The organism is Streptomyces sp. NPDC051921, assembly GCF_040680975.1.
In the GTDB taxonomy this organism is placed as follows: Bacteria; Actinomycetota; Actinomycetes; order Streptomycetales; family Streptomycetaceae; genus Streptomyces.
The window spans coordinates 125,555-143,842 of record NZ_JBFAXU010000023.1 but is presented as its reverse complement, the minus strand read 5'-3'; the positions used below and the strand labels follow the sequence as shown (position 1 = coordinate 143,842).

Below are 18,288 nucleotides of genomic sequence, written 5' to 3'. Positions count from 1 at the left end.
GTGATCGAGAACGAACCGTGACCGCCCCACGCACCCTCCGCCGAACCACCGTCCCACCACTGCGACCGCACCGAACCGTCAGGCCCCACCCAGAACACATCCAGATGGCCGTCCCATTGGGACACCGCCGCGATGCCCGAACCGAGGGCGGCGCTGTTCGGCGGCGTGATCGAGAACGAACCGTGACCGCCCCACGCACCCTCCGCCGAACCACCGTCCCACCACTGCGACCGCACCGAACCGTCAGGCCCCACCCAGAACACGTCCAGATGGCCGTCCCGTTGGGAGACGGCGGCAACGGCCGAGTTCCGGGCGGCGCTGTTCGGCGGCGTGATCGAGAACGAACCGTGACCGCCCCACGCACCCTCCGCCGAACCACCGTCCCACCAGTTCGAGCGCACGGAACCGTCAGGTCCGACCCAGAACACATCCAGATGGCCGTCCCTCTGCGAGACCGCGCTGGCGCCGCGGGACGCCTGCTGTTGGTTCGGGACCACCGGGCCGCCGCTTCCGGGCGGAACGGCCCGCTGGCCGTCGATGTTGCCCGCGGCGCTGTACCGGCACACCAGGATCCAGCCCGTGCTGCTCGACACGGGCACGCCCTCCTTCACGCCGCAACCGACGGCGGTGGTCGCCGACGCGGGGGACATCCAGATCATCTGGGAGTAGTGACCCCACTTGCGGAAATTGGTGCCTGCGGCAGCACTGCTGTTGACCGGGGCATTGCCGTCCGCGTCGAAAGCGGGCTTCTCCGCGATCCAGCTGAAGCTCACGGCGGGGTCCAGCGCCATCATGGGGCGCGCCGGTCCGGGGAAGGCGTTGAAGAGGTTCTCGCCCTCGTTCCCGTTCGTGGCACGGCTGCTGTGGTGCAGCCCGCCGCCCTCGCTGGACGCGGGGTCGTCGGCCCACGCCTGTGCGTCACAGGCGAGCTTGGGGTCCCAGGCGACGGAGACCAACGGGAGGCCGGGGTTGTACTTCTGCAGGGCCTCCCGGCGCGCGTCGTTGTGGGCGCGGACGATCGCGGCGGCATCGGTGGCGCCGATCTGCGAGCCCGTGCCGGGCGGTGCGTTCGGCGAAGGGCAGACAGGGGACTTCGCGTCGGGCGCCGACGCCGCCTCAGGACGTGCGTGTGCGGAGCCGGCCGACGTCCCACCCATCACGACAACGCTGCAGATGACCGCAGCCACCGCTGCGAAAGAGCGCGTTCTCATCGAACACCTCGACAGGGTCGTTCGGCGCTACGAGATCATCGTCGCCCATTCGGCGTCATCCCGCTCGTCCAGCGATCAACCAACCGCCGGTGGAACCAGGGGTCTCAGCCGCCCCTCACGCCCGGCGTTCCGCGCTTCACGGACGCACAAGGGGGCGGCCCCGTCCCGCTGCACGCCGGCCGGGCCGCTCACGCCCGGAGCGGGCATCCGGTGTCCACCCGGGCCGTCAGGTCGGCACGCATGGCCGACAGTTCGGCCATGCGCACGTCGATGATCCGGATCTTCTCCTCGAACAGCGCGGAGAGCCGCTCCGAGCTGTCCGGGGCATCGCGCAGTTCCTCCCCGAGGCGGGCGATCTCGGCGAGCGTGAAACCGAGGGCCTGGGCGGTGCGGACGTACTGGAGCCAGGGCACGGTCTCGGGCGGGAAGTCCCGGTACCCGTTGGGGCGGCGCTCCCCGGTGACGAGGCCGCGCCTCTCGTAGAAGCGGATGGTGTCGCGGGCCAGACCGGTGGCGGCGGCGAGTTCGCCGATCAGCATGCGTCTCCTCACGGGGCACGGGGCTTGACCTTGGAGCGTGGTCCACTGCTTAGCGTCGCGGGCATGCTCCTTTCTTCCTCCACCTACGCACGTGTCGTGCGCGCGAGCGGCTGGTACGACCTGGTCGTCACGGCCCCCTTCGCGACCCCCTGGACGTACCGGCTGCTCCACGACGCCCTGGCACTCGGCGGCCCCGCCGACCGGATGACGGTCCTGTACGCGAACCTGATGGGTTCCGTGGTGCTGGTCTGGTCCCTCCTCCGCGTCCTGCGGCCGCTCCCCCTGTACGGCCTGCTCGACGGCGTCGCACGCGTGTTGTTCGCGGGCTGGCAGGCCTACGCGCTGACGCAGGGCGCGGCCGCCGTGGTGTGGCTGTTCCTCGTCGTCGAGATCGCCTGGGGCGTGGCGCAACTCGCGCCGTGGGCCCGTCGGAACACGCTGAGAAACCTGCCCGGCCTCGACCCGGAAACCCCCTGAGACGTCCCTCCACGCCCTCTCCCGGCCCCCGCCCCGCAGCTCCGGGAGGGGGCCGCCCACGCTCCCCCGAACGCCCGCCACATCCTCACCCAGAGCCCCGCCAAACCGCCTCTGACCTGGGCTTTCATGCCCCCTTCCCGTAGCGTTCTCCCTGACATGGAAGGGGATCTGCAGTGGACCGCACGACCCGTACCACCCGCACCGCCGACGACGTACTCCAGCTCCTGGACGGTCTGTTCGCCGAGGACGCCGCCAGATGGCAGGGCTTCTACGACGACCGGGACCGCCCCGTCCCGTTCTTCGTCCCGAAGCCGGACGAGAACCTCGTCGAGCACCTCGACCGGGGCCTGGTCCCGGCCGGCGGGCGCGCCCTCGACCTCGGCTGCGGTCCCGGCCGCAACGCCCTGCACCTCGCCGCGCGCGGCTTCGCCGTCGACGCGGTGGACCTGTCGCCGGGCGCTCTGGAGTGGGCGCGCGAGCGGGCCCGGGAGGCGGCCCTGTCGAACATCCGCTTCCTCCAGGGCGACGCCTTCGCGCTGGACCTGGGCGCGGACGGGGGCGGCGGCCCGTACGACCTGATCTACGACTCCGGCTGCTTCCACCACCTGCCGCCGCACCGCCGTGTCACGTACCTCGCCCTCCTCGCCCGGCACCTGGCCCCTGGCGGTCACTTCGCCCTCACCTGCTTCGCCGCGGGCCCCGACGGCATGGGCTCCGAACTTCCCGACGAGGCCTTCTACCGCGACCGCTCGCTGCACGGCGGCCTCGCGTACACGGCCGAGTCCCTGCGCGCCGTCTTCGCCGATCTCGAGGAACTGTCCCTCCGGCGCATGCGCGACGAGCCGGCCGACTCACCCCACTTCGGCGAACCGTTCCTGTGGACGGGCCTGTTCCGCGCCGTCTGACGGATCGCCGCCTGACGGCCCGCCGCCTGACCCCGCCGAGCCGCTCAGGGCGCCGTCCGCGGCCTCCGCGGCACCAGGCAGAACGGGTGGCCGGCCGGGTCCGTGAGCACCACGAAGCGGTCCGGGTCCGGCTGGTACGACGGCTTGGCCGCACCCAGGGACAGGAGGCGGGCCTCCGCCTCCGCCAGGTCGTCCACGTCGAAGTCCAGGTGCAGCTGCTGGGGCCGCTCCTGGCCCGGCCAGCGCGGGGGGACGTAGTCGGCCACGCGCTGGAAGCCGAGGAGGAGGCCGCCCTCGCGCTGGACGCCGGCGAACTCGGCGTGGCTCTCGGGGTGCAGGGGCAGCCCGGTGGCCCGGTGGTAGAAGTCGGCGAGCGCCGGGGGGTCGGCGCAGTCGAGAGTGATCGCGGAGAGCTCCATGGGCCCAGCCTAGGGACGGCCGCCGCCCGGCCGCCGGGAAATCCGCTGCCGCCCGAGCCCGCCGGCCACCTAGCCTGTCCGCATGGGCCATACGAAGACCTCGTACGTCTGCTTGCCGTGCCGCGCCTCGTACAAGCAGCCGTACGACTCCTGGCGCGAGCGGCGCTGTCCGCGCTGCGCGCGGGTGATGATCCATGCCGGGTCCGCGTTCGCACCGCCTCCACGCCGCGACAGGAACGCCTGGCGGCCCCTGTCCGTCGTGCTCAACGCGGGCATCGGCTTCCACAAGAGCTGCTGCGGCGGGCCCGGCTGGCGCCCCCGCACCCTCCGTGAGGTCAAGGAACGCGCGGCCCACGCCCGCCGGACGGGCGAGCCCATGGCCAAGGCGCTGCTGCGTCACGACCTGCCCTGAGGCGGCCGCCGCGGGGCGCCGGCCGGCGGCCGCAGGCCGGACCGAGCCCCGATGAGCAGACGCGATCTCCGGCCAGTCCTCGGCGGAAATCCCTCGCCACTCCCTCCTCTTCTTCTCAGGCCCCGCACAGGTGGATCCCGGTTCGAGCGCACGCTTCGGTGAAATAGGCGCTTGCCGCGACCCGTTGGCCTGTGCCTAAGGTGATCGTCGCGCGCACGGACGGGACCTAGACCACCCCGCCCCCTGCACGCGTAACCAGTCACGTCGTTCGGCGGCCGGGGGAACGGTGCCGCGCTGACGCTCGCGTATCGCAGCCGCCCCGCGGGGCGGTCGCCCCCGCCTGCCTTCGCTCGCCATCGCAACGAAGGATGATCCTTTGCGTCCAAAAACGGGGCTGTTCAGACCCGGATCACCCATAACCTCCGCGGCGGTCACGTCCGTCACCGCCCTGGCCGTCCTCGGTGGCCTCGCCGCCCAGCCCGGCGCGCTCGGCCCGCGCCTCGCGCCGACGGCCGCCGTCGCCGACTCGTACGACGGCTACGACACCAAAGCGGCCCAGCAGCTGCGGGAAGACCAGTGCGTGGCCGCGTTCGCCCTGCGCAAGGGCGGCCCCGGCATCGCCGCCCTCGCGCAGAACGCCATCACTCTGCCGCCCGACCAGATGCACAAGAAGCTCGAACGGGACCTCTTCAACGACAAGACCCCGCTGCACGAGGCCTTCAACACGGACCGCACGACCACCGACCAGTGGATCGACAAGGTCAACAAGCAGGGGACCGCCTGGTCCGGCACCGTCAGCGGTCTGGAGTTCTACCCGAACGCGCCGAAGGACCCGGACAAGATCTACGACAGGACCGGGCTGCTCCCGTGGCTGTACCAGTCGTACTTCGAGCCGGTCGACCTGTTCTCCCCCTTCTTCGATCCGTCGCCGACCGCCGACGACAAGGAGAAGGCCGCCGCACTGACGATCGGTGACGCGCTCTACACCACGGGAGGCACGCCGCAGGAGCAGGAGGCGTGGAAACTCTGGAAGAAGAACTCCGGGAAGATCGAGCCCAACCAGTTCTTCGTTCCGCGGGTGTTCGCCGATGACGCCCGCGTCTTCCTGTCCTCGGGCGGCTTCCCCCGTACGGCTCCGGCGCCGGACTCGGCGGAGTTCCGGATCGCCGTCGAGGACCTGAAGACCCGTTTCGCCTCGTGCGCGTGGCACGATCCGATCGACCCGAACCGGGTGCTCGGCAAGGAGGTCGCACAGGCGTCCGCCGAGTGGCAGCGGGAGATCGCCGCGCAGGCCGCGCAGCGACAGCAGATCCTCGCCGCCGGCGCCTCCGCCACGAAGTCCCTGCAGGACGGCACGTACACGCTGGGTCAGATCCTCGGCCAGTCGTGGGTCGCCGACTACACCACCCGCTGGCAGGACTACTGGTCCGCGGGCGGGGTCGGCTGGATCGGCGACAGCCCGGTGGCCATCGAGGTGCCGGGCGCCGCGGGCAACTGTCTGGACGTCCAGGGCGGGGGCAAGACCAACGGCACGCCCGTCCAGATCTACACCTGCAACGGCAGCGCCGCGCAGCAGTGGACGCTGGAGGGCGGTGAGGACGACCTCCACCTGCGGAACGTCAACTCGCTGAAGTGCCTGGACGTGGCCGGCAACGCCTCCGCCAACGGCACGAAGATCCAGATCTCGGACTGCTACAAGTCCAAGGGGCAGTCGTGGAAGGGCGACGTCCGCGCCACCGCGCCCCTGAAGAGCGTCTCCACCGGCAAGTGCCTCGATCTGCCCGCGTTCACCAAGAGCACCGACACGCGGCTGATGGACTGCAAGACGGGCACCGCGCAGCAGTTCAAGATCAAGCCGTCCGGTCACAAGGGCACCGACAGCCCCTCGTACCCGGCGAAGGCGGACTTCGACAAGGCGAAGAAGAACGTCACCGACGCCCAGACGACGGCGAAGACACAGCTCGCCGCGCTCAGGGCGCACCTGGAGAGCGCCAAGAAGTCGGCCGCCACGTCGGACGCGGCCGAGCAGGCGGCGTACGGCATCGCGGACGCCGCCGGCGCGCCCCGAGGTCGTGGGCTGCTCGTCGGGCAACAGAAGGCACAGGTCACCAAGGGCATCGTCGCCGCGCTGACGGCGATGGTGAAGGCCGGTGAGACCGCCGAGGCGGCCACCCGTGCCACCGCCGGGGACAGCCTGACGATCGCGCAGCGCGCGCTGGCCCAGGCCGCGCAGGTCAACACCGAGTTCCGCAAGGAGGCCGCGTACAAGGCCGAGTTGCAGGCGAAGGCGGCGGCGGACGCGGCCAAGCTGCACCGGGACAACGCGAAGAAGGACAAGGAGACCGCGGAGGCGAAGCTCGGAGAGGCCCTGAAGGCCGAGGGCGACGCCAAGGTGGCCGCCGCGCAGGCGCACGCCAAGCGGCTCGCGGCCGAAGCCGAGGAGAAGACGGCGAAGGCCGAGAAGGACACCGCGGCCGTCAAGCAGTCCGAGGCCGCGCAGCACAAGACGCAGGCCCAGGCCGAGGCGGTGAACGCCAAGGAGTCCAAGGAGAAGGCCGAAGCCTCCGAGGCGACCGCCGTCGCGCGCAGGAACGACGCGGTCAAGGCCCGTGACAAGGCCCGCGACCTGCGGGACGACGCCTGGGACGCGGCGCAGAAGGCGGATGCCGCCCGCGCCAAGGCGGACGCGAAGGAGGCGTACGCCCAGGCGCACGAGTCCGACGCCCAGGCCCAGCAGTCCCGCGCGGCGGCCGACGCCGCCGCCGGGCACGCGAGCGACGCCGAGGCGGCCGCCGGCCGGGCCCGGGCCGAGGCCGACGCCGCCACCGAGGCGGCGGCGGAGGCGGACGCCGCGGCCACCCGCGCCGAGGCGGCCGCGAAGCGCGCCCGCTCCGACGCGGACGCCGCCCAGGCCGCCAAGCTGAAGGCCGATGCCGCCGTCGCGACCGCCACCAGCGCCGCGGCCGACGCCATCGACGCCTCCCAGCACGCCGCCACCGAGGCCGACACGGCCGTCAGGCTCGCGGACGAGGCGGAGAAGCAGGCCAAGGACGCCAAGTCCCAGGCGGACCTGGCGAGCAAGGAGGCCGCGAAGGCGCTGGCCGCCTCGGCGAAGGCGGCGGGCTTCGCCCACGTCACGGCGCAGGCCGCCGTCGCCGCGGGCCAGGCGGCCGCGCAGGTCGCCAAGCCGGCCAACGACGCGATCGAGCTCGGCTCCCCCTTCGTCACCACCGACTCGGCCGCCGGCCTGGTCGTGCTGACCGGGCAGGCGTCGAAGTCCATCGCCGAGCAGCAGCAGGCCGTCGCCGACGCCCATGCGCAGAACGCGCAGGCGGAGGCCGCGGCGGCCAAGGACATCGCCGCCCAGGCACAGGGTGACACCAAGGCCGCCTATCAGCACGCGGCGAACGCCGCGGCGCACTCGGCGACCGCCCGTGGCTACTCCAAGGAGGCCCTGGGTTACGCGGCCGACGCCGCCAAGGCCGCCTCGAAGGCCTCGGCGTCCCTGGCCCGCACGATCGAGTACGACCGGCAGGCCACCGCGGACGCCGCCGCCGCCGACCAGGCGGCCGGCCGCGCCGAGGGGTACGCCAAGCAGGCCCGCGAATCCGCGGACCAGGCCGCCCTCGACGCCCAGGCCGCACGCCAGGCCGCTGCCGCGGCCGAACAGTCGGCCAAGGACGCCCGCGCGGCCGCCGACCGCGCCGCCACCGCCGCGACCGAGGCCGAGCAAGCGGCCAAGGACGCCCTGAAGTACGCCAAGGAGGCGGAGAAGGCAGCCGAGGAAGCGGCACGCAAGGCCGCGAACAAGCAGGTCTCGACCGGTGCGGGCACCGGCTTCGGCGGCACCTGGTACGTCGTCGACGAGGACTCCGTCGAGATCACCGACGCCAAGCAGCACGAGCCGTGCGAGATCAAGATCGGCTTCGAGGGCTGCACGGTGACGTTCACGGTCACCTTCAGCGCCGTCGTCGACTTCTTCCTCTGCACCGACGCCGACTCGGTCGCCGGTGGCGAGCGCTGCGCGCCCGAGGACACGCTGCTCATCGAGAGCAAGCGCATCCCGGGCCTGAAGCAGGACGTCACCCGCTACTTCACCAAGCTGGAGCTCATCCAGGAGACCCTGACCTACAAGATCCTCAAGGCGGTCCTGGTCCAGGACTTCGTCGACTGCTGGCACGGCAGCGTCAGCGGCTGCGCCTGGGCGGCGAGCAACTTCATCCCCGGCAAGGCCTTCGGCAAGGTCTTCGAGGCGCTCAACGCCCTCGACGCCGCGATGAAGACCGGCATCGGCGTCGCCGACGCCTTCAAGGCCCTCAAGGCCCTCGACCTGGATCCGGCGACCCTTGCCAAGATCTCGCAGCAGGTCAACATCTATGAGAACGCCTTCACCGCCTGTGTGCGCAACAGCTTCCCGGGGCACACCCAGGTGCTGATGGCGGACGGATCCCACCGGGCCATCAGCCGGGTGCGGACCGGGGACCTGGTGAAGGCCGCGGACCCCGCCACCGGGGAACTGCGGACCCAGCAGGTCACCGCCACCTTCCGGCACGACACCGAGCGCCTGATCGACATCACGGTCGCCGGCGGAGGCACCCTGGCCAGCACCGCCGGCCACAAGTTCTTCGTGGCGGACCGCGGCTGGCGCACGGTCTCCGAGCTGCGCGTCGGCGACCGCCTGCGCACCCCGGACGGCCCGGTCCGTGCGGTGACGGCGCTCCGCGACCGCGCCGGCCTGAAGCCGAACACGGTGTACGACCTCACGGTCGACGGGCCGCACACCTTCTTCGTGCGCACGACGGGCGGGCGGCCCCAGGACGTACTCGTCCACAACTGCCTGAACATCGTGGCCGACGAGGGCAAGAACGGCGCCCACACCCTGGGCGAGCACGTCAACCTCAACAATCAGGAGGCCATGGCCAAGGCCACCCGGGACGGCATCGCGACGGTGTGGAACGATCAGGACACCGCCGTGCGCTGCATCAACGAGGCCTTCCAGCAGTGGCTGGCGCGCAGCCCGAAGAACGGGAAGAAGCTCGCGGACTGGATCAAGGAACAGCGCAAGAAGCCGGGTACGGAGCGCTTCGATCCCCGCTACGACCTGTTCCCCATCGAATGGGAGCTGCGGGGCGAGGGATCGCTCGGCAAGGTCTGGCACTCGGGAGCCCGGACGCCGGTGAACGCGGGCAACAAGGTGGTCATCAACATCAAGGCGGTACGGGGCAAGGGGAACGCCCACCCCGGTGACCCGGTGACGGACGTACCGGACAACTTCGTGATCTACACCGCCTACCCGAAGTAGGAGAGGGGAGAGGGGAACATGGCGCAGCCGCACCGGCACCTCGGTGTCGACATCGGGCTCACCGGGCTGATCAAGTGGATCCAGTACCCGCCGGTCGACGGTGAGGCCGCCGGTCTGGAGGTCGTGGCGAGCAGTGCGGACCGGTTCGAAGGCCGGTTCGCCCACCAGCTGCTGAGGGACTGTCTCGTGCTCCTGGACTCACCGCTGTCCAGCCGTGACATCGAGGTCCTGTGGCTGGCGGGGACGTTCCGGGCGTTCGACCTGGAGCGGCTCGGGATCGACGGCCGGGTGTGGCTGCGCCGGATCGCGGAGGTCTGCACCGACCGGATCCACCGCGACGACCCCTCCCGTACGCCCGCCGCCGCCGCGACGGTGGTGGACGTGGCCGTGCGGGAGGCGGTCGTCGCCGAGATCGGGTCGGTCGGCCCCGCCCTGGCACAGGCCACGGCCCACCACGCCTACCACCCGCTCGACGGTGTCGTACCGGCGCTGTACCGGGCCGCCGAGGTCGATCCGGACCTCGGGTTCCGGCTGTTGCTCCGGGCGCTGAAGGGGTACTTCGTGCCGATCAGCGAGGCCCGGTACGAGCGCTACCTCGCGCTCGGGGACGAGCTCGGTCTCGGTGAGGACGTGGTGGACGACCGGGACTTCAACATCTGGTCCGACCTGGAGGACTGACGGAGACGGGGCGCGGACGGGTCATCCCGTCCGCGCCATCGTCTTCAGGTACGCCGCCAGGCGGTCGTACTGCTCCCGTACCCCCGCCTCCATCCCCGCCGCCAGGGCCTGGTCGCGGATCTCCGTCGTCGGCCAGAAGGACGTGCTGGTGAGGGCCGTGCCGCCGTCGGGGGTGGCGTCGAAGGCGAGGATCACGCGGACCGGATCGGCGCCCGGCATCTGCTCGAAGTTCTCGGTGTAGACGAGGCGCTCGGCCGGGACGATCTCCTCGTACGCGCCGGAGAAGACGATCTCCTGTCCCTCCGGGGTCCGCTGGCCCCAGCGCCAGGCGCCGCCGGGGCGCAGGTCGATGTCGCAGACCGACATGGTCAGGGAGTCGGGGCCGTACCACAAGCGCACGTGCTCGGGGCGCGTCCACGCCTCCCACACGCGTCGGACGGGGGCGTCGAAGGTGCGGGTGATGACCAGCTCGCGGTCCGCCGGTGTGGTCAGCAGGGTGATCATGACGTGCTCCGCCTCCCGCTTCCGTTCCGGGACTCCGGTCCGGGGGATTGCGTTCCGGGCTCTCCCACCAGCATCGCCCCTCCGCATGTCGCCCGCACGCCTCACGGGAAAGCCCGAGGGCGGCACCCCCGGTGGGGGTGCCGCCCTCGGTCGCGTTCAGCGATGAACGTCCGATCCCTGGGGATCAGAAGTCCATGTCACCGCCCGGCATGCCGCCGCCGGCCGGCGCGGCGGCCTTCTCCGGCTTGTCGGCGATGACGGCCTCGGTGGTGAGGAACAGGGCCGCGATGGAGGCGGCGTTCTGCAGCGCGGAGCGCGTCACCTTGGCCGGGTCGATGATGCCCTCGGCGATCATGTCGACGTACTCACCGGTCGCGGCGTTCAGGCCGTGACCGACGGGGAGGTTGCGCACCTTCTCCACGACGACGCCGCCCTCGAGACCACCGTTGACGGCGATCTGCTTCAGCGGGGCCTCCAGGGCCAGCTTGACGGCGTTGGCACCGGTGGCCTCGTCGCCGTCCAGCTCCAGCTTCTCGAAGACCGCGGAGGCCTGCAGCAGGGCCACGCCACCACCGGCGACGATGCCCTCCTCGACGGCCGCCTTCGCGTTGCGAACGGCGTCCTCGATGCGGTGCTTGCGCTCCTTGAGCTCGACCTCGGTCGCGGCACCGGCCTTGATGACGGCGACGCCACCGGCGAGCTTCGCCAGGCGCTCCTGGAGCTTCTCGCGGTCGTAGTCCGAGTCGGAGTTCTCGATCTCGGCGCGGATCTGGTTCACGCGACCGGCGACCTGCTCGCTGTCACCGGCACCGTCGACGATGGTGGTCTCGTCCTTGGTGATGACGACCTTGCGGGCGCGGCCCAGCAGGTCCAGGCCGGCGTTCTCGAGCTTGAGACCGACCTCCTCGGAGATGACCGTGCCGCCGGTGAGGATGGCGATGTCGTTCAGCATGGCCTTGCGGCGGTCGCCGAAGCCCGGGGCCTTGACGGCGACGGACTTGAAGGTGCCACGGATCTTGTTGACGACCAGGGTCGACAGGGCCTCGCCCTCGACGTCCTCGGCGATGATCAGCAGCGGCTTGCCCGACTGCATGACCTTCTCGAGGAGCGGGAGCAGGTCCTTCACCGAGGAGACCTTGGAGTTGACGATGAGGATGTACGGGTCCTCGAGCGCGGCCTCCATGCGCTCCATGTCGGTCGCGAAGTACGCCGAGATGTAGCCCTTGTCGAAGCGCATACCCTCGGTGAGCTCCAGCTCCAGACCGAAGGTCTGGGACTCCTCGACGGTGATGACGCCTTCCTTGCCGACCTTGTCCATGGCCTCGGCGATGAGCTCGCCGATCTGGGTGTCGGCGGCGGAGATGGAGGCGGTGGAGGCGATCTGCTCCTTCGTCTCGACCTCCTTCGCCTGGTCGAGCAGCGCACCGGAGACGGCCTCGACGGCCTTCTCGATGCCGCGCTTGAGGGCCATCGGGTTGGCGCCGGCGGCGACGTTGCGCAGGCCCTCACGGACCAGCGCCTGGGCGAGAACGGTGGCGGTGGTCGTACCGTCGCCGGCGACGTCGTCCGTCTTCTTGGCGACTTCCTTGACCAGCTCGGCGCCGATCTTCTCGTACGGGTCCTCGAGCTCGATCTCCTTGGCGATGGAGACACCATCGTTGGTGATCGTGGGGGCGCCCCACTTCTTCTCGAGGACGACGTTGCGACCCTTGGGGCCGAGGGTGACCTTGACGGCGTCAGCGAGCTGGTTCATGCCGCGCTCGAGACCGCGCCGGGCCTCCTCGTCGAACGCGATGATCTTGGCCATGTGAAGTGGTCCTCCCGGACATGGGGTGGATAACGCTCCAGGACCGCGCCGACGCCCGCGACGGACGGCCTCCGTGCTCCTCGTGGTTCCTTGCCCCACTCGGTCGGCGACCTCGTCTGCCCGATCCTCGTAGCACTCTCACCTTCAGAGTGCTAACGCCAATGATTAGCACTCGCCCTAGGAGAGTGCAAGCGACTCAGGGGGATCCGCCACCCTCCGGCCATCTGTCGGCGCACGCGCGCCACACGCGCGGGCGCACGCGCCCGAGCACGCGCGAGGGGCCCGCATCCCCACCGGGATGCGGGCCCCTCGACGGAAGTGCGTCGGTGGCCGATCGCGCCGCGCTCAGACGGCGAGCTTGACCATGTCCGCCTGCGGACCCTTCTGGCCCTGCGAGATCTCGAACTCGACCCGCTGACCCTCTTCGAGGGTGCGGTATCCGTCCATCTGGATCGCGCTGTAGTGGACGAAAACATCCGCACCACCGTCGACCGCGATGAAGCCGTAGCCCTTCTCCGCGTTGAACCACTTGACGGTGCCCTGAGCCATGCCTAACTCCCCTATTACTGGCCCTTGCGCGGGGCCGCACTTCGCGGACCCGGGTCAGACCCTGCGCCGGAACGCGTCGACCGCGGCTGAATGTATCTGCCCAACTGCCCTCTGCAACAGGTCAATCGGACGAGAATTCTGGGCACGGCCGAAAGGGGAATTGGGGAGAATCCCCGGAATTCCGGGGCAAGTCGGGCCCGGCAAAACGCGCAGAAGGTACACAAGGCGCGGGCACATTGGCTACTTCTTGCCGTGCGGAGACGCATTCTCATATGCGCCTGGCATGAGCAGCGGAGGGGACTTCCCCAACTCTACCGCGCTCAACCATGCAGAATTGCCCCTTCCGCTTCTTCTTGCGGAAGGGGCAATTCAGGTACTGCGGGTACTCGTGGGTACGGCTCGGCCGCGCTCGGCTCAGCAGCCGCCGGCGACGGCCGGGATGATGGAGACGCCCGCGCCGTCCGGCGTCGCGGTCTCCAGGCCCTGCTCGAAGCGCACGTCGTCGTCGTTCACGTACACGTTGACGAAGCGGCGCAGCTTGCCCTGGTCGTCGAGGACGCGGGCCGCGATGCCCGTGTGGTTCTTCTCCAGGTCGGCGATGACCTCGGCGAGGGTCGCACCCTCGGCGGGCACCTCGGACTGACCGCCGGTGTAGGTGCGGAGGATGGTGGGGATGCGGACGTTCACGGCCATGGCTGTCTTCGTACCTCTCGGATTCAGTGGGCCAGGCCCGCGTCGCGGAACGCGTCCAGGCTCGGGCGGATGGTGGCGGTCGCCTGCGAGCTCTCGGCCACGGCGTCCAGGGTCTTGAGGCCGTCGCCGGTGTTGAGGACCACCGTCGTCAGCGTGGGGTCGATGAGGCCGTTCTCGACGAGCTTCCGCGTCACGCCGACGGTCACGCCGCCCGCGGTCTCGGCGAAGATGCCCTCGGTGCGGGCGAGGACCTTGATGGCGTCGACGACCTGCTCGTCGTTCACGTCCTCCACGGCACCGCCCGTGCGGCGGGCGATGTCGAGCACGTACGGGCCGTCGGCCGGGTTGCCGATGGCCAGCGACTTGGCGATGGTGTTCGGCTTCTGCGGGCGGACCACGTCGTGACCGGCCTTGAAGGCGGCGGAGACCGGGGAGCAGCCCTCGGCCTGGGCGCCGAAGATCTTGTACGGCTTGTCCTCGACCAGGCCCAGCTTGACGAGCTCCTGCAGCCCCTTGTCGATCTTGGTGAGCTGGGAGCCGGAGGCGATCGGGATGACCAGCTGGTCCGGGATGACCCAGCCGAGCTGCTCGCAGATCTCGTACGCGAGCGTCTTCGAGCCCTCGCCGTAGTACGGGCGGAGGTTGACGTTCACGAAGCCCCAGCCCTCGCCGAGCGGGTCGCCGATGAGCTCCGAGCAGAAGCGGTTGACGTCGTCGTAGTTGCCCTCGATGGCGACCAGGTCGCCGCCGTAGACACCGGCCATGACGACCTTGCCCTGCTCCAGGTCGTGCGGGATGAACACGCAGGAGCGGAAGCCGGCCCGGGCGGCGGCGGCGCCGACGGCGCCGGCCAGGTTGCCGGTGGAGGAGCAGGAGAGGGTGGTGAAGCCGAAGGCGCGGGCGGCCTCGATGGCCTGGGCGACGACCCGGTCCTTGAAGGAGTGGGTCGGGTTGCCGGAGTCGTCCTTGACGAAGAGCTTGCCGGGCTCGACGCCGATCTCGCGGGCGAGGTTGTCGGCCTGGACGAGCTTGGTCCAGCCCGGGTTCAGGTTCGGCTTCTCGGCGACGTCGGCGGGGACGGGCAGCAGCGGGGCGTAGCGCCAGATGTTGGCGGGGCCGGCCTCGATCTGCTTGCGCAGGGCCTCGGGGTCACCGGTGGGCAGGTCGTACGCGACCTCGAGGGGGCCGAAACACAGCTCACAGGCGAAGATCGGGCCGAGCGGGAAGGATTCGCCGCATTCGCGACAGGAGAGTCCGGAAGCGGGACCGAGATCGACGGTGGTTCCGGGTGCGACGGTCTGTACAGCCATGGAGGCGAGGCCCTTTCTCCTCATCTTCCTCATGACGCATTTCGCCATGAGACGGATTTGGCACCTTCCCTAGCCGGGGGCCTCGCTGGAGGACGAGACAAACCGACTGGAGGGTTGCCGGGGCTTCAACGGGCCGTTTCCCTCTGCCCCTCTGGATGAGCGGTATTCGATTGTGGGACGCGGCCGGCACCCCGACATGCATCGGGCGTCCGCGTTGTTCAAGACTGTAACCGAAGGCCTCGACAGGGGAGACGGACGTCCGATCCGCGAGATGGAGATCACGTTGCTGGAAGAAGTGGAGCGCTGGCTGGCCCGGCGGTCCTGGTCCGTGGCCGACCGTCCGCTGGAGCGGGTCCTCGCCGCCAAGCGGGGGACGACGGTCAGCGTGGTGCTGCCCGCGCTGAACGAGGAGGCGACCGTCGGCGCGATCGTCTCCGTGATCCGCCGCGAACTGATGACGCCGGCGGTGCCGCTGGTGGACGAGCTGGTGGTGATCGACTCGGGCTCGACCGACCGTACGGCCGAGGTCGCCGCGGCCGCCGGCGCGCGGGTGGTGGCGCGCGACGCGATCCTGCCCCGGATACCGGCGGTGCCGGGCAAGGGCGAGGTCCTGTGGCGGTCACTGATGGTGACCAGCGGGGACGTCGTCTGCTTCGTCGACGCGGACCTGCGGGACTTCTCGGCGGACTTCGTCACGGGGATCGTCGGCCCGCTGCTCACCGATCCGGACGTGGACTTCGTGAAGGCGATGTACGACCGCCCGCTCGGCGACACCCCAGGTCAGGGCGGTCGTGTGACGGAGCTGGTGGCCCGGCCGCTGCTCAACCTGCACTGGCCGAGGCTCGCCGGTTTCGTCCAGCCGCTGGGCGGCGAGTACGCGGCGCGGCGCTCCCTGCTGGAGCGGCTCCCGTTCCCGGTCGGTTACGGAGTGGAGCTGGGCCTCCTCGTGGACGCGCTGCACACGGTCGGCCTGGACGCACTCGCACAGGTGGACGTGGGGGTGCGCAAGCACCGGCACCAGGACGGCCGGGCGCTCGGCCGGATGGCGGCGGCGATCTACCGGACGGCCCAGCTGCGTCTCTCGCGCGGGCACCTGGTGCGACCGCTGCTCACCCAGTTCGAGCGCGGCGAGGACGGATTCACGCCGCACACGTACGCGGTGGACACGGAGGAGCGGCCGCCGATGACGGAGATCGCGGAGTACGCGGAGCGCCGCCGCGTGGCGTGACAGCGAATAATGATCATTTCTGCCTACATTTCCGTTTCATGCGGCTCAGATTCACACGGTTCAGAACGGCAACGGGAATCCTGCTGGCCGCCCTCGGCATGGCGGCCGGGACACTGACGATCCCCTCGGCCGCCCCCGCCGCGGCCGACCGGGGCAGGGTCGCGCACGGCGCTCCGAGGACCGCGCACCCGGGTGACCTTTCTGCGGCGAGGAAGGCCGCCGGCGCCCACCCGGGGCTCGACGGGCCGGCCACGGGCCCCGAGCCGGCACCGCCGGACCGGTCCCCGTCGTCCCCCGCACCGACGACCCCGCGCCCCGCGCCGCCCTCCCCGGACCCCGGCCCGCGCGCCGGCGCCCACGGCGGCGCCCAGGGCGGCACGACGACGCGGACCGGCGAGCGCCTGTGGCTGCTCGGCGCGCTGGGCCTCGCGCTGGCGGCGACGGGCGCGGTGGCCATGGCGGCGGCCAGGGCCCGCGGGCCGCGCTGAGTCGCGGGGGCGGGCCGGGGGCAGCGGTGCGGGCCGGCTCGGCGACGGACCCTCCGGACCCGTCGAGCCCTGCCGGCCCGAATCCGTACGTCTCGAATCCGTACGTTTGAGCGTTTACCGGACGGGCTAGGTTCGCCGTATGGCTTCTGTCCTCGTGGCATCGAACCGTGGCCCGGTCTCGTACACCGTGCGGGACGACGGCGCCCTGGACACCCGGCGGGGCGGCGGCGGGCTCGTGTCGGGCCTGAGCGCCGTCTCGTCGGAGGGCGCGGCGGAGGACGGCCTCTGGGTGTGCGCGGCGCTGAGCGACGGCGACCGCGAGGCGGTGCGGCGCGGCGTGGCCGAGCCCGGGGTGCGCATGCTGGACATCGACCCGGACGTGTACGCCGACGCGTACAACGGCATCGCGAACTCGGTGCTGTGGTTCCTGCACCACCATCTGTACGACATCCCGCGCGAGCCCGTCTTCGACGCGGCCTTCCGCCGCCGCTGGGAGTCCTACCGCGCTTACAACCGCGCCTTCGCCGAGGCCCTCGCCGAGGCCGCCGACGAGGGCGCGGCGGTGCTCGTCCAGGACTACCACCTGGCGCTGGTGCCGGGGCAGCTGCGCGCGCTGCGCCCCGACCTGCGGATCGCGCACTTCACGCACACGCCGTGGGCCTCGCCGCAGTACCTGGGCATGCTCCCGGACGACGTCCACCACGAGCTGGTCGAGGGCATGCTCGGCGCCGACGAGGTCGGCTTCCACACCCGGGCCTGGGCGTCCGCCTTCCTCGCCGACCCCCTGGTCGAGCGCGCGGCCGACGGCACGCGGGTCGCCGTGCACCCCCTCGGCGTGGACGCCGGGGAACTGCGCGGCCTCGCCCACCGGCCCGAGGTCGACGAACGGCTCGCCGCGCTGCGCGCCGAGGTCGGCGACCGCAGGACCATCGTCCGCGTCGACCGCACGGAGCTGTCCAAGAACATCCTGCGCGGCCTGCTCGCCTACCGGGAACTCCTGACCACCCGCCCCGAGTGGCGCGGCCGCGTCGTCCACCTGGCCTCCGCCTACCCCTCGCGGCAGGACCTGGAGGTCTACCGGGCGTACACGGCCTCGGTCGGCGAGCTCGCGGCGCGGATCAACGAGGAGTTCGGCACGCCGGACTGGCAGCCCGTCCTGGTGTCCGTCCAGGACGACTTCACCCGCTCCCTCGCCGCCTACCGGATGGCCGACGTCGCCCTGGTCAACCCGGTCCGCGACGGCATGAACCTGGTCGCCAAGGAGATCCCGGTGGTCTCCGACGCGGGCTGCGCCTTGGTGCTCTCCCGGGAGGCGGGCGCGTACGAGGAGCTGCGCGCCGACGCCCTCACGGTCAACCCGTACGACGTGACGGGCACCGCCGAGGCGCTGCACGAGGCCCTTTCCATGCCCGCCCCGGAGCGCGCCGACCGCACGAAGCGCCTCGCTGCGGCGGCGACGGCGCTGCCGCCGCAGCGCTGGTTCCTGGACCAGTTGGAGGCGCTGCGGGCGCTCCCGTAGGGCCTCCCGCGCTCTGGCACCGCCGTCGTCGTCGCCGTCGCACCGCCGTCGTCGCCTTCGCCGTCGCACCGGCGTCGCCGTCGTCGATCACGGCGGCGACAGGGCAGACCCTGCCCCTCCCCTACTGCTCCCCTGCATCCGGCGGGAAATTCTTCGGGGTCTCCCCCTCCTCCTGACCGGTCCTTCCGTGCCAGACTCTGCGCCGATCGTTCCCCCAGGCGATCCGTTCACCCTCAACGGAACCACG

General features: G+C 71.2%; 16 protein-coding genes and 1 riboswitch. Of the genes, 8 read left to right on the top strand and 8 right to left on the bottom strand.

All coding sequences use genetic code 11. From position 1 onward, the window contains the following. A partial coding sequence (locus AB0M16_RS28005; protein WP_365347662.1) for a CAP domain-containing protein occupies positions 1–1,157 on the bottom strand: 1,157 nt, incomplete at its 3' end. Between the two features lie 242 nt (positions 1,158–1,399). Beyond that, complete coding sequence (locus tag AB0M16_RS28000; RefSeq protein ID WP_365347660.1) at positions 1,400–1,750, bottom strand: MerR family transcriptional regulator; 351 nt, start codon at positions 1,748–1,750, stop codon at positions 1,400–1,402. Positions 1,751–1,813: 63 nt separating this feature from the next. On the opposite strand from AB0M16_RS28000, the gene AB0M16_RS27995 reads away from it, so the two are divergent. Both AB0M16_RS27995 and AB0M16_RS27990 read left to right on the top strand, forming a co-directional pair. Continuing rightward, entirely contained in the window at positions 1,814–2,227 is a 414-nt protein-coding gene (locus tag AB0M16_RS27995) for a hypothetical protein (protein WP_365347657.1), read from the top strand. Between the two features lie 173 nt (positions 2,228–2,400). Next, complete coding sequence (locus tag AB0M16_RS27990; protein ID WP_365347655.1) at positions 2,401–3,132, top strand: class I SAM-dependent methyltransferase; 732 nt, start codon at positions 2,401–2,403, stop codon at positions 3,130–3,132. 44 nt (positions 3,133–3,176) lie between these two features. On the opposite strand, the gene AB0M16_RS27985 is transcribed toward AB0M16_RS27990, so the two are convergent. Next, positions 3,177–3,551 (bottom strand): VOC family protein, encoded by a 375-nt coding sequence (locus tag AB0M16_RS27985; RefSeq protein WP_365347653.1) that lies wholly within the window; start codon positions 3,549–3,551, stop codon positions 3,177–3,179. 82 nt (positions 3,552–3,633) lie between these two features. Here AB0M16_RS27985 and AB0M16_RS27980 point away from each other — a divergent pair, with 82 nt between their 5' ends. The 3 genes from AB0M16_RS27980 to AB0M16_RS27970 all read left to right on the top strand — a co-directional run bounded on the left by AB0M16_RS27980 (position 3,634) and on the right by AB0M16_RS27970 (position 9,943). Further along, positions 3,634–3,963 carry a deoxyxylulose-5-phosphate synthase gene (locus AB0M16_RS27980; RefSeq protein ID WP_365347651.1) on the top strand — a complete coding sequence of 110 codons (330 nt, stop codon included), beginning with the start codon at positions 3,634–3,636 and terminating at the stop codon, positions 3,961–3,963. A gap of 376 nt (positions 3,964–4,339) precedes the next feature. Beyond that, positions 4,340–9,265, top strand: a complete 4,926-nt coding sequence (locus AB0M16_RS27975) for a ricin-type beta-trefoil lectin domain protein (RefSeq protein ID WP_365347649.1) — start codon at positions 4,340–4,342, stop codon at positions 9,263–9,265. A gap of 18 nt (positions 9,266–9,283) precedes the next feature. After that, positions 9,284–9,943, top strand: coding sequence for a hypothetical protein (locus AB0M16_RS27970; protein ID WP_365347647.1), 660 nt, complete (start codon positions 9,284–9,286; stop codon positions 9,941–9,943). A gap of 21 nt (positions 9,944–9,964) precedes the next feature. Here the strand turns inward: AB0M16_RS27970 and AB0M16_RS27965 are convergent, their stop codons facing one another. From AB0M16_RS27965 to thrC, 5 genes are all read right to left on the bottom strand, one after another. Further along, the gene (locus AB0M16_RS27965) at positions 9,965–10,447 is read right to left on the bottom strand and encodes an SRPBCC family protein (RefSeq protein WP_365347645.1); all 483 of its coding nucleotides are present in this window, start codon (positions 10,445–10,447) and stop codon (positions 9,965–9,967) included. Positions 10,448–10,631: 184 nt separating this feature from the next. Continuing rightward, positions 10,632–12,254: a chaperonin GroEL gene (groL, locus tag AB0M16_RS27960; protein ID WP_365347643.1), complete on the bottom strand. Its 1,623-nt coding sequence runs from the start codon at positions 12,252–12,254 to the stop codon at positions 10,632–10,634. A 345-nt stretch (positions 12,255–12,599) separates the two neighbouring features. Beyond that, a complete protein-coding gene (locus AB0M16_RS27955) occupies positions 12,600–12,803 on the bottom strand; it encodes a cold-shock protein (protein ID WP_005315736.1) in 204 nt (67 codons plus the stop codon). Between the two features lie 414 nt (positions 12,804–13,217). Next, a complete protein-coding gene (locus AB0M16_RS27950) occupies positions 13,218–13,496 on the bottom strand; it encodes a MoaD/ThiS family protein (protein WP_351843997.1) in 279 nt (92 codons plus the stop codon). A 23-nt stretch (positions 13,497–13,519) separates the two neighbouring features. Continuing rightward, the gene (thrC, locus tag AB0M16_RS27945) at positions 13,520–14,830 is read right to left on the bottom strand and encodes a threonine synthase (RefSeq protein WP_365347641.1); all 1,311 of its coding nucleotides are present in this window, start codon (positions 14,828–14,830) and stop codon (positions 13,520–13,522) included. Then, a riboswitch (SAM riboswitch) is annotated at positions 14,824–14,968 on the bottom strand. Its footprint overlaps the gene before it by 7 nt. A 121-nt stretch (positions 14,969–15,089) precedes the next feature. On the opposite strand from thrC, the gene AB0M16_RS27940 reads away from it, so the two are divergent. From AB0M16_RS27940 to AB0M16_RS27930, 3 genes are all read left to right on the top strand, one after another. Next, positions 15,090–16,034 (top strand): glucosyl-3-phosphoglycerate synthase, encoded by a 945-nt coding sequence (locus AB0M16_RS27940; protein ID WP_365347714.1) that lies wholly within the window; start codon positions 15,090–15,092, stop codon positions 16,032–16,034. 38 nt (positions 16,035–16,072) lie between these two features. Further along, a complete protein-coding gene (locus tag AB0M16_RS27935) occupies positions 16,073–16,522 on the top strand; it encodes a hypothetical protein (protein ID WP_365347639.1) in 450 nt (149 codons plus the stop codon). Between the two features lie 139 nt (positions 16,523–16,661). Further along, positions 16,662–18,041 (top strand): trehalose-6-phosphate synthase, encoded by a 1,380-nt coding sequence (locus AB0M16_RS27930; RefSeq protein ID WP_365347637.1) that lies wholly within the window; start codon positions 16,662–16,664, stop codon positions 18,039–18,041. Positions 18,042–18,288: the final 247 nt, after the last annotated feature.

Coding starts and splice junctions, on each gene's coding strand:
- AB0M16_RS28000 (WP_365347660.1), bottom strand. CDS start 1,750: ATGCTGATCGGCGAACTCGCCGCCGCCACCGGTCTGGCCCGCGACACC.
- AB0M16_RS27995 (WP_365347657.1), top strand. CDS start 1,814: ATGCTCCTTTCTTCCTCCACCTACGCACGTGTCGTGCGCGCGAGCGGC.
- AB0M16_RS27985 (WP_365347653.1), bottom strand. CDS start 3,551: ATGGAGCTCTCCGCGATCACTCTCGACTGCGCCGACCCCCCGGCGCTC.
- AB0M16_RS27980 (WP_365347651.1), top strand. CDS start 3,634: ATGGGCCATACGAAGACCTCGTACGTCTGCTTGCCGTGCCGCGCCTCG.
- AB0M16_RS27970 (WP_365347647.1), top strand. CDS start 9,284: ATGGCGCAGCCGCACCGGCACCTCGGTGTCGACATCGGGCTCACCGGG.
- AB0M16_RS27965 (WP_365347645.1), bottom strand. CDS start 10,447: ATGATCACCCTGCTGACCACACCGGCGGACCGCGAGCTGGTCATCACC.
- groL (WP_365347643.1), bottom strand. CDS start 12,254: ATGGCCAAGATCATCGCGTTCGACGAGGAGGCCCGGCGCGGTCTCGAG.
- AB0M16_RS27955 (WP_005315736.1), bottom strand. CDS start 12,803: ATGGCTCAGGGCACCGTCAAGTGGTTCAACGCGGAGAAGGGCTACGGC.
- AB0M16_RS27950 (WP_351843997.1), bottom strand. CDS start 13,496: ATGGCCGTGAACGTCCGCATCCCCACCATCCTCCGCACCTACACCGGC.
- thrC (WP_365347641.1), bottom strand. CDS start 14,830: ATGAGGAGAAAGGGCCTCGCCTCCATGGCTGTACAGACCGTCGCACCC.
- AB0M16_RS27935 (WP_365347639.1), top strand. CDS start 16,073: ATGCGGCTCAGATTCACACGGTTCAGAACGGCAACGGGAATCCTGCTG.
- AB0M16_RS27930 (WP_365347637.1), top strand. CDS start 16,662: ATGGCTTCTGTCCTCGTGGCATCGAACCGTGGCCCGGTCTCGTACACC.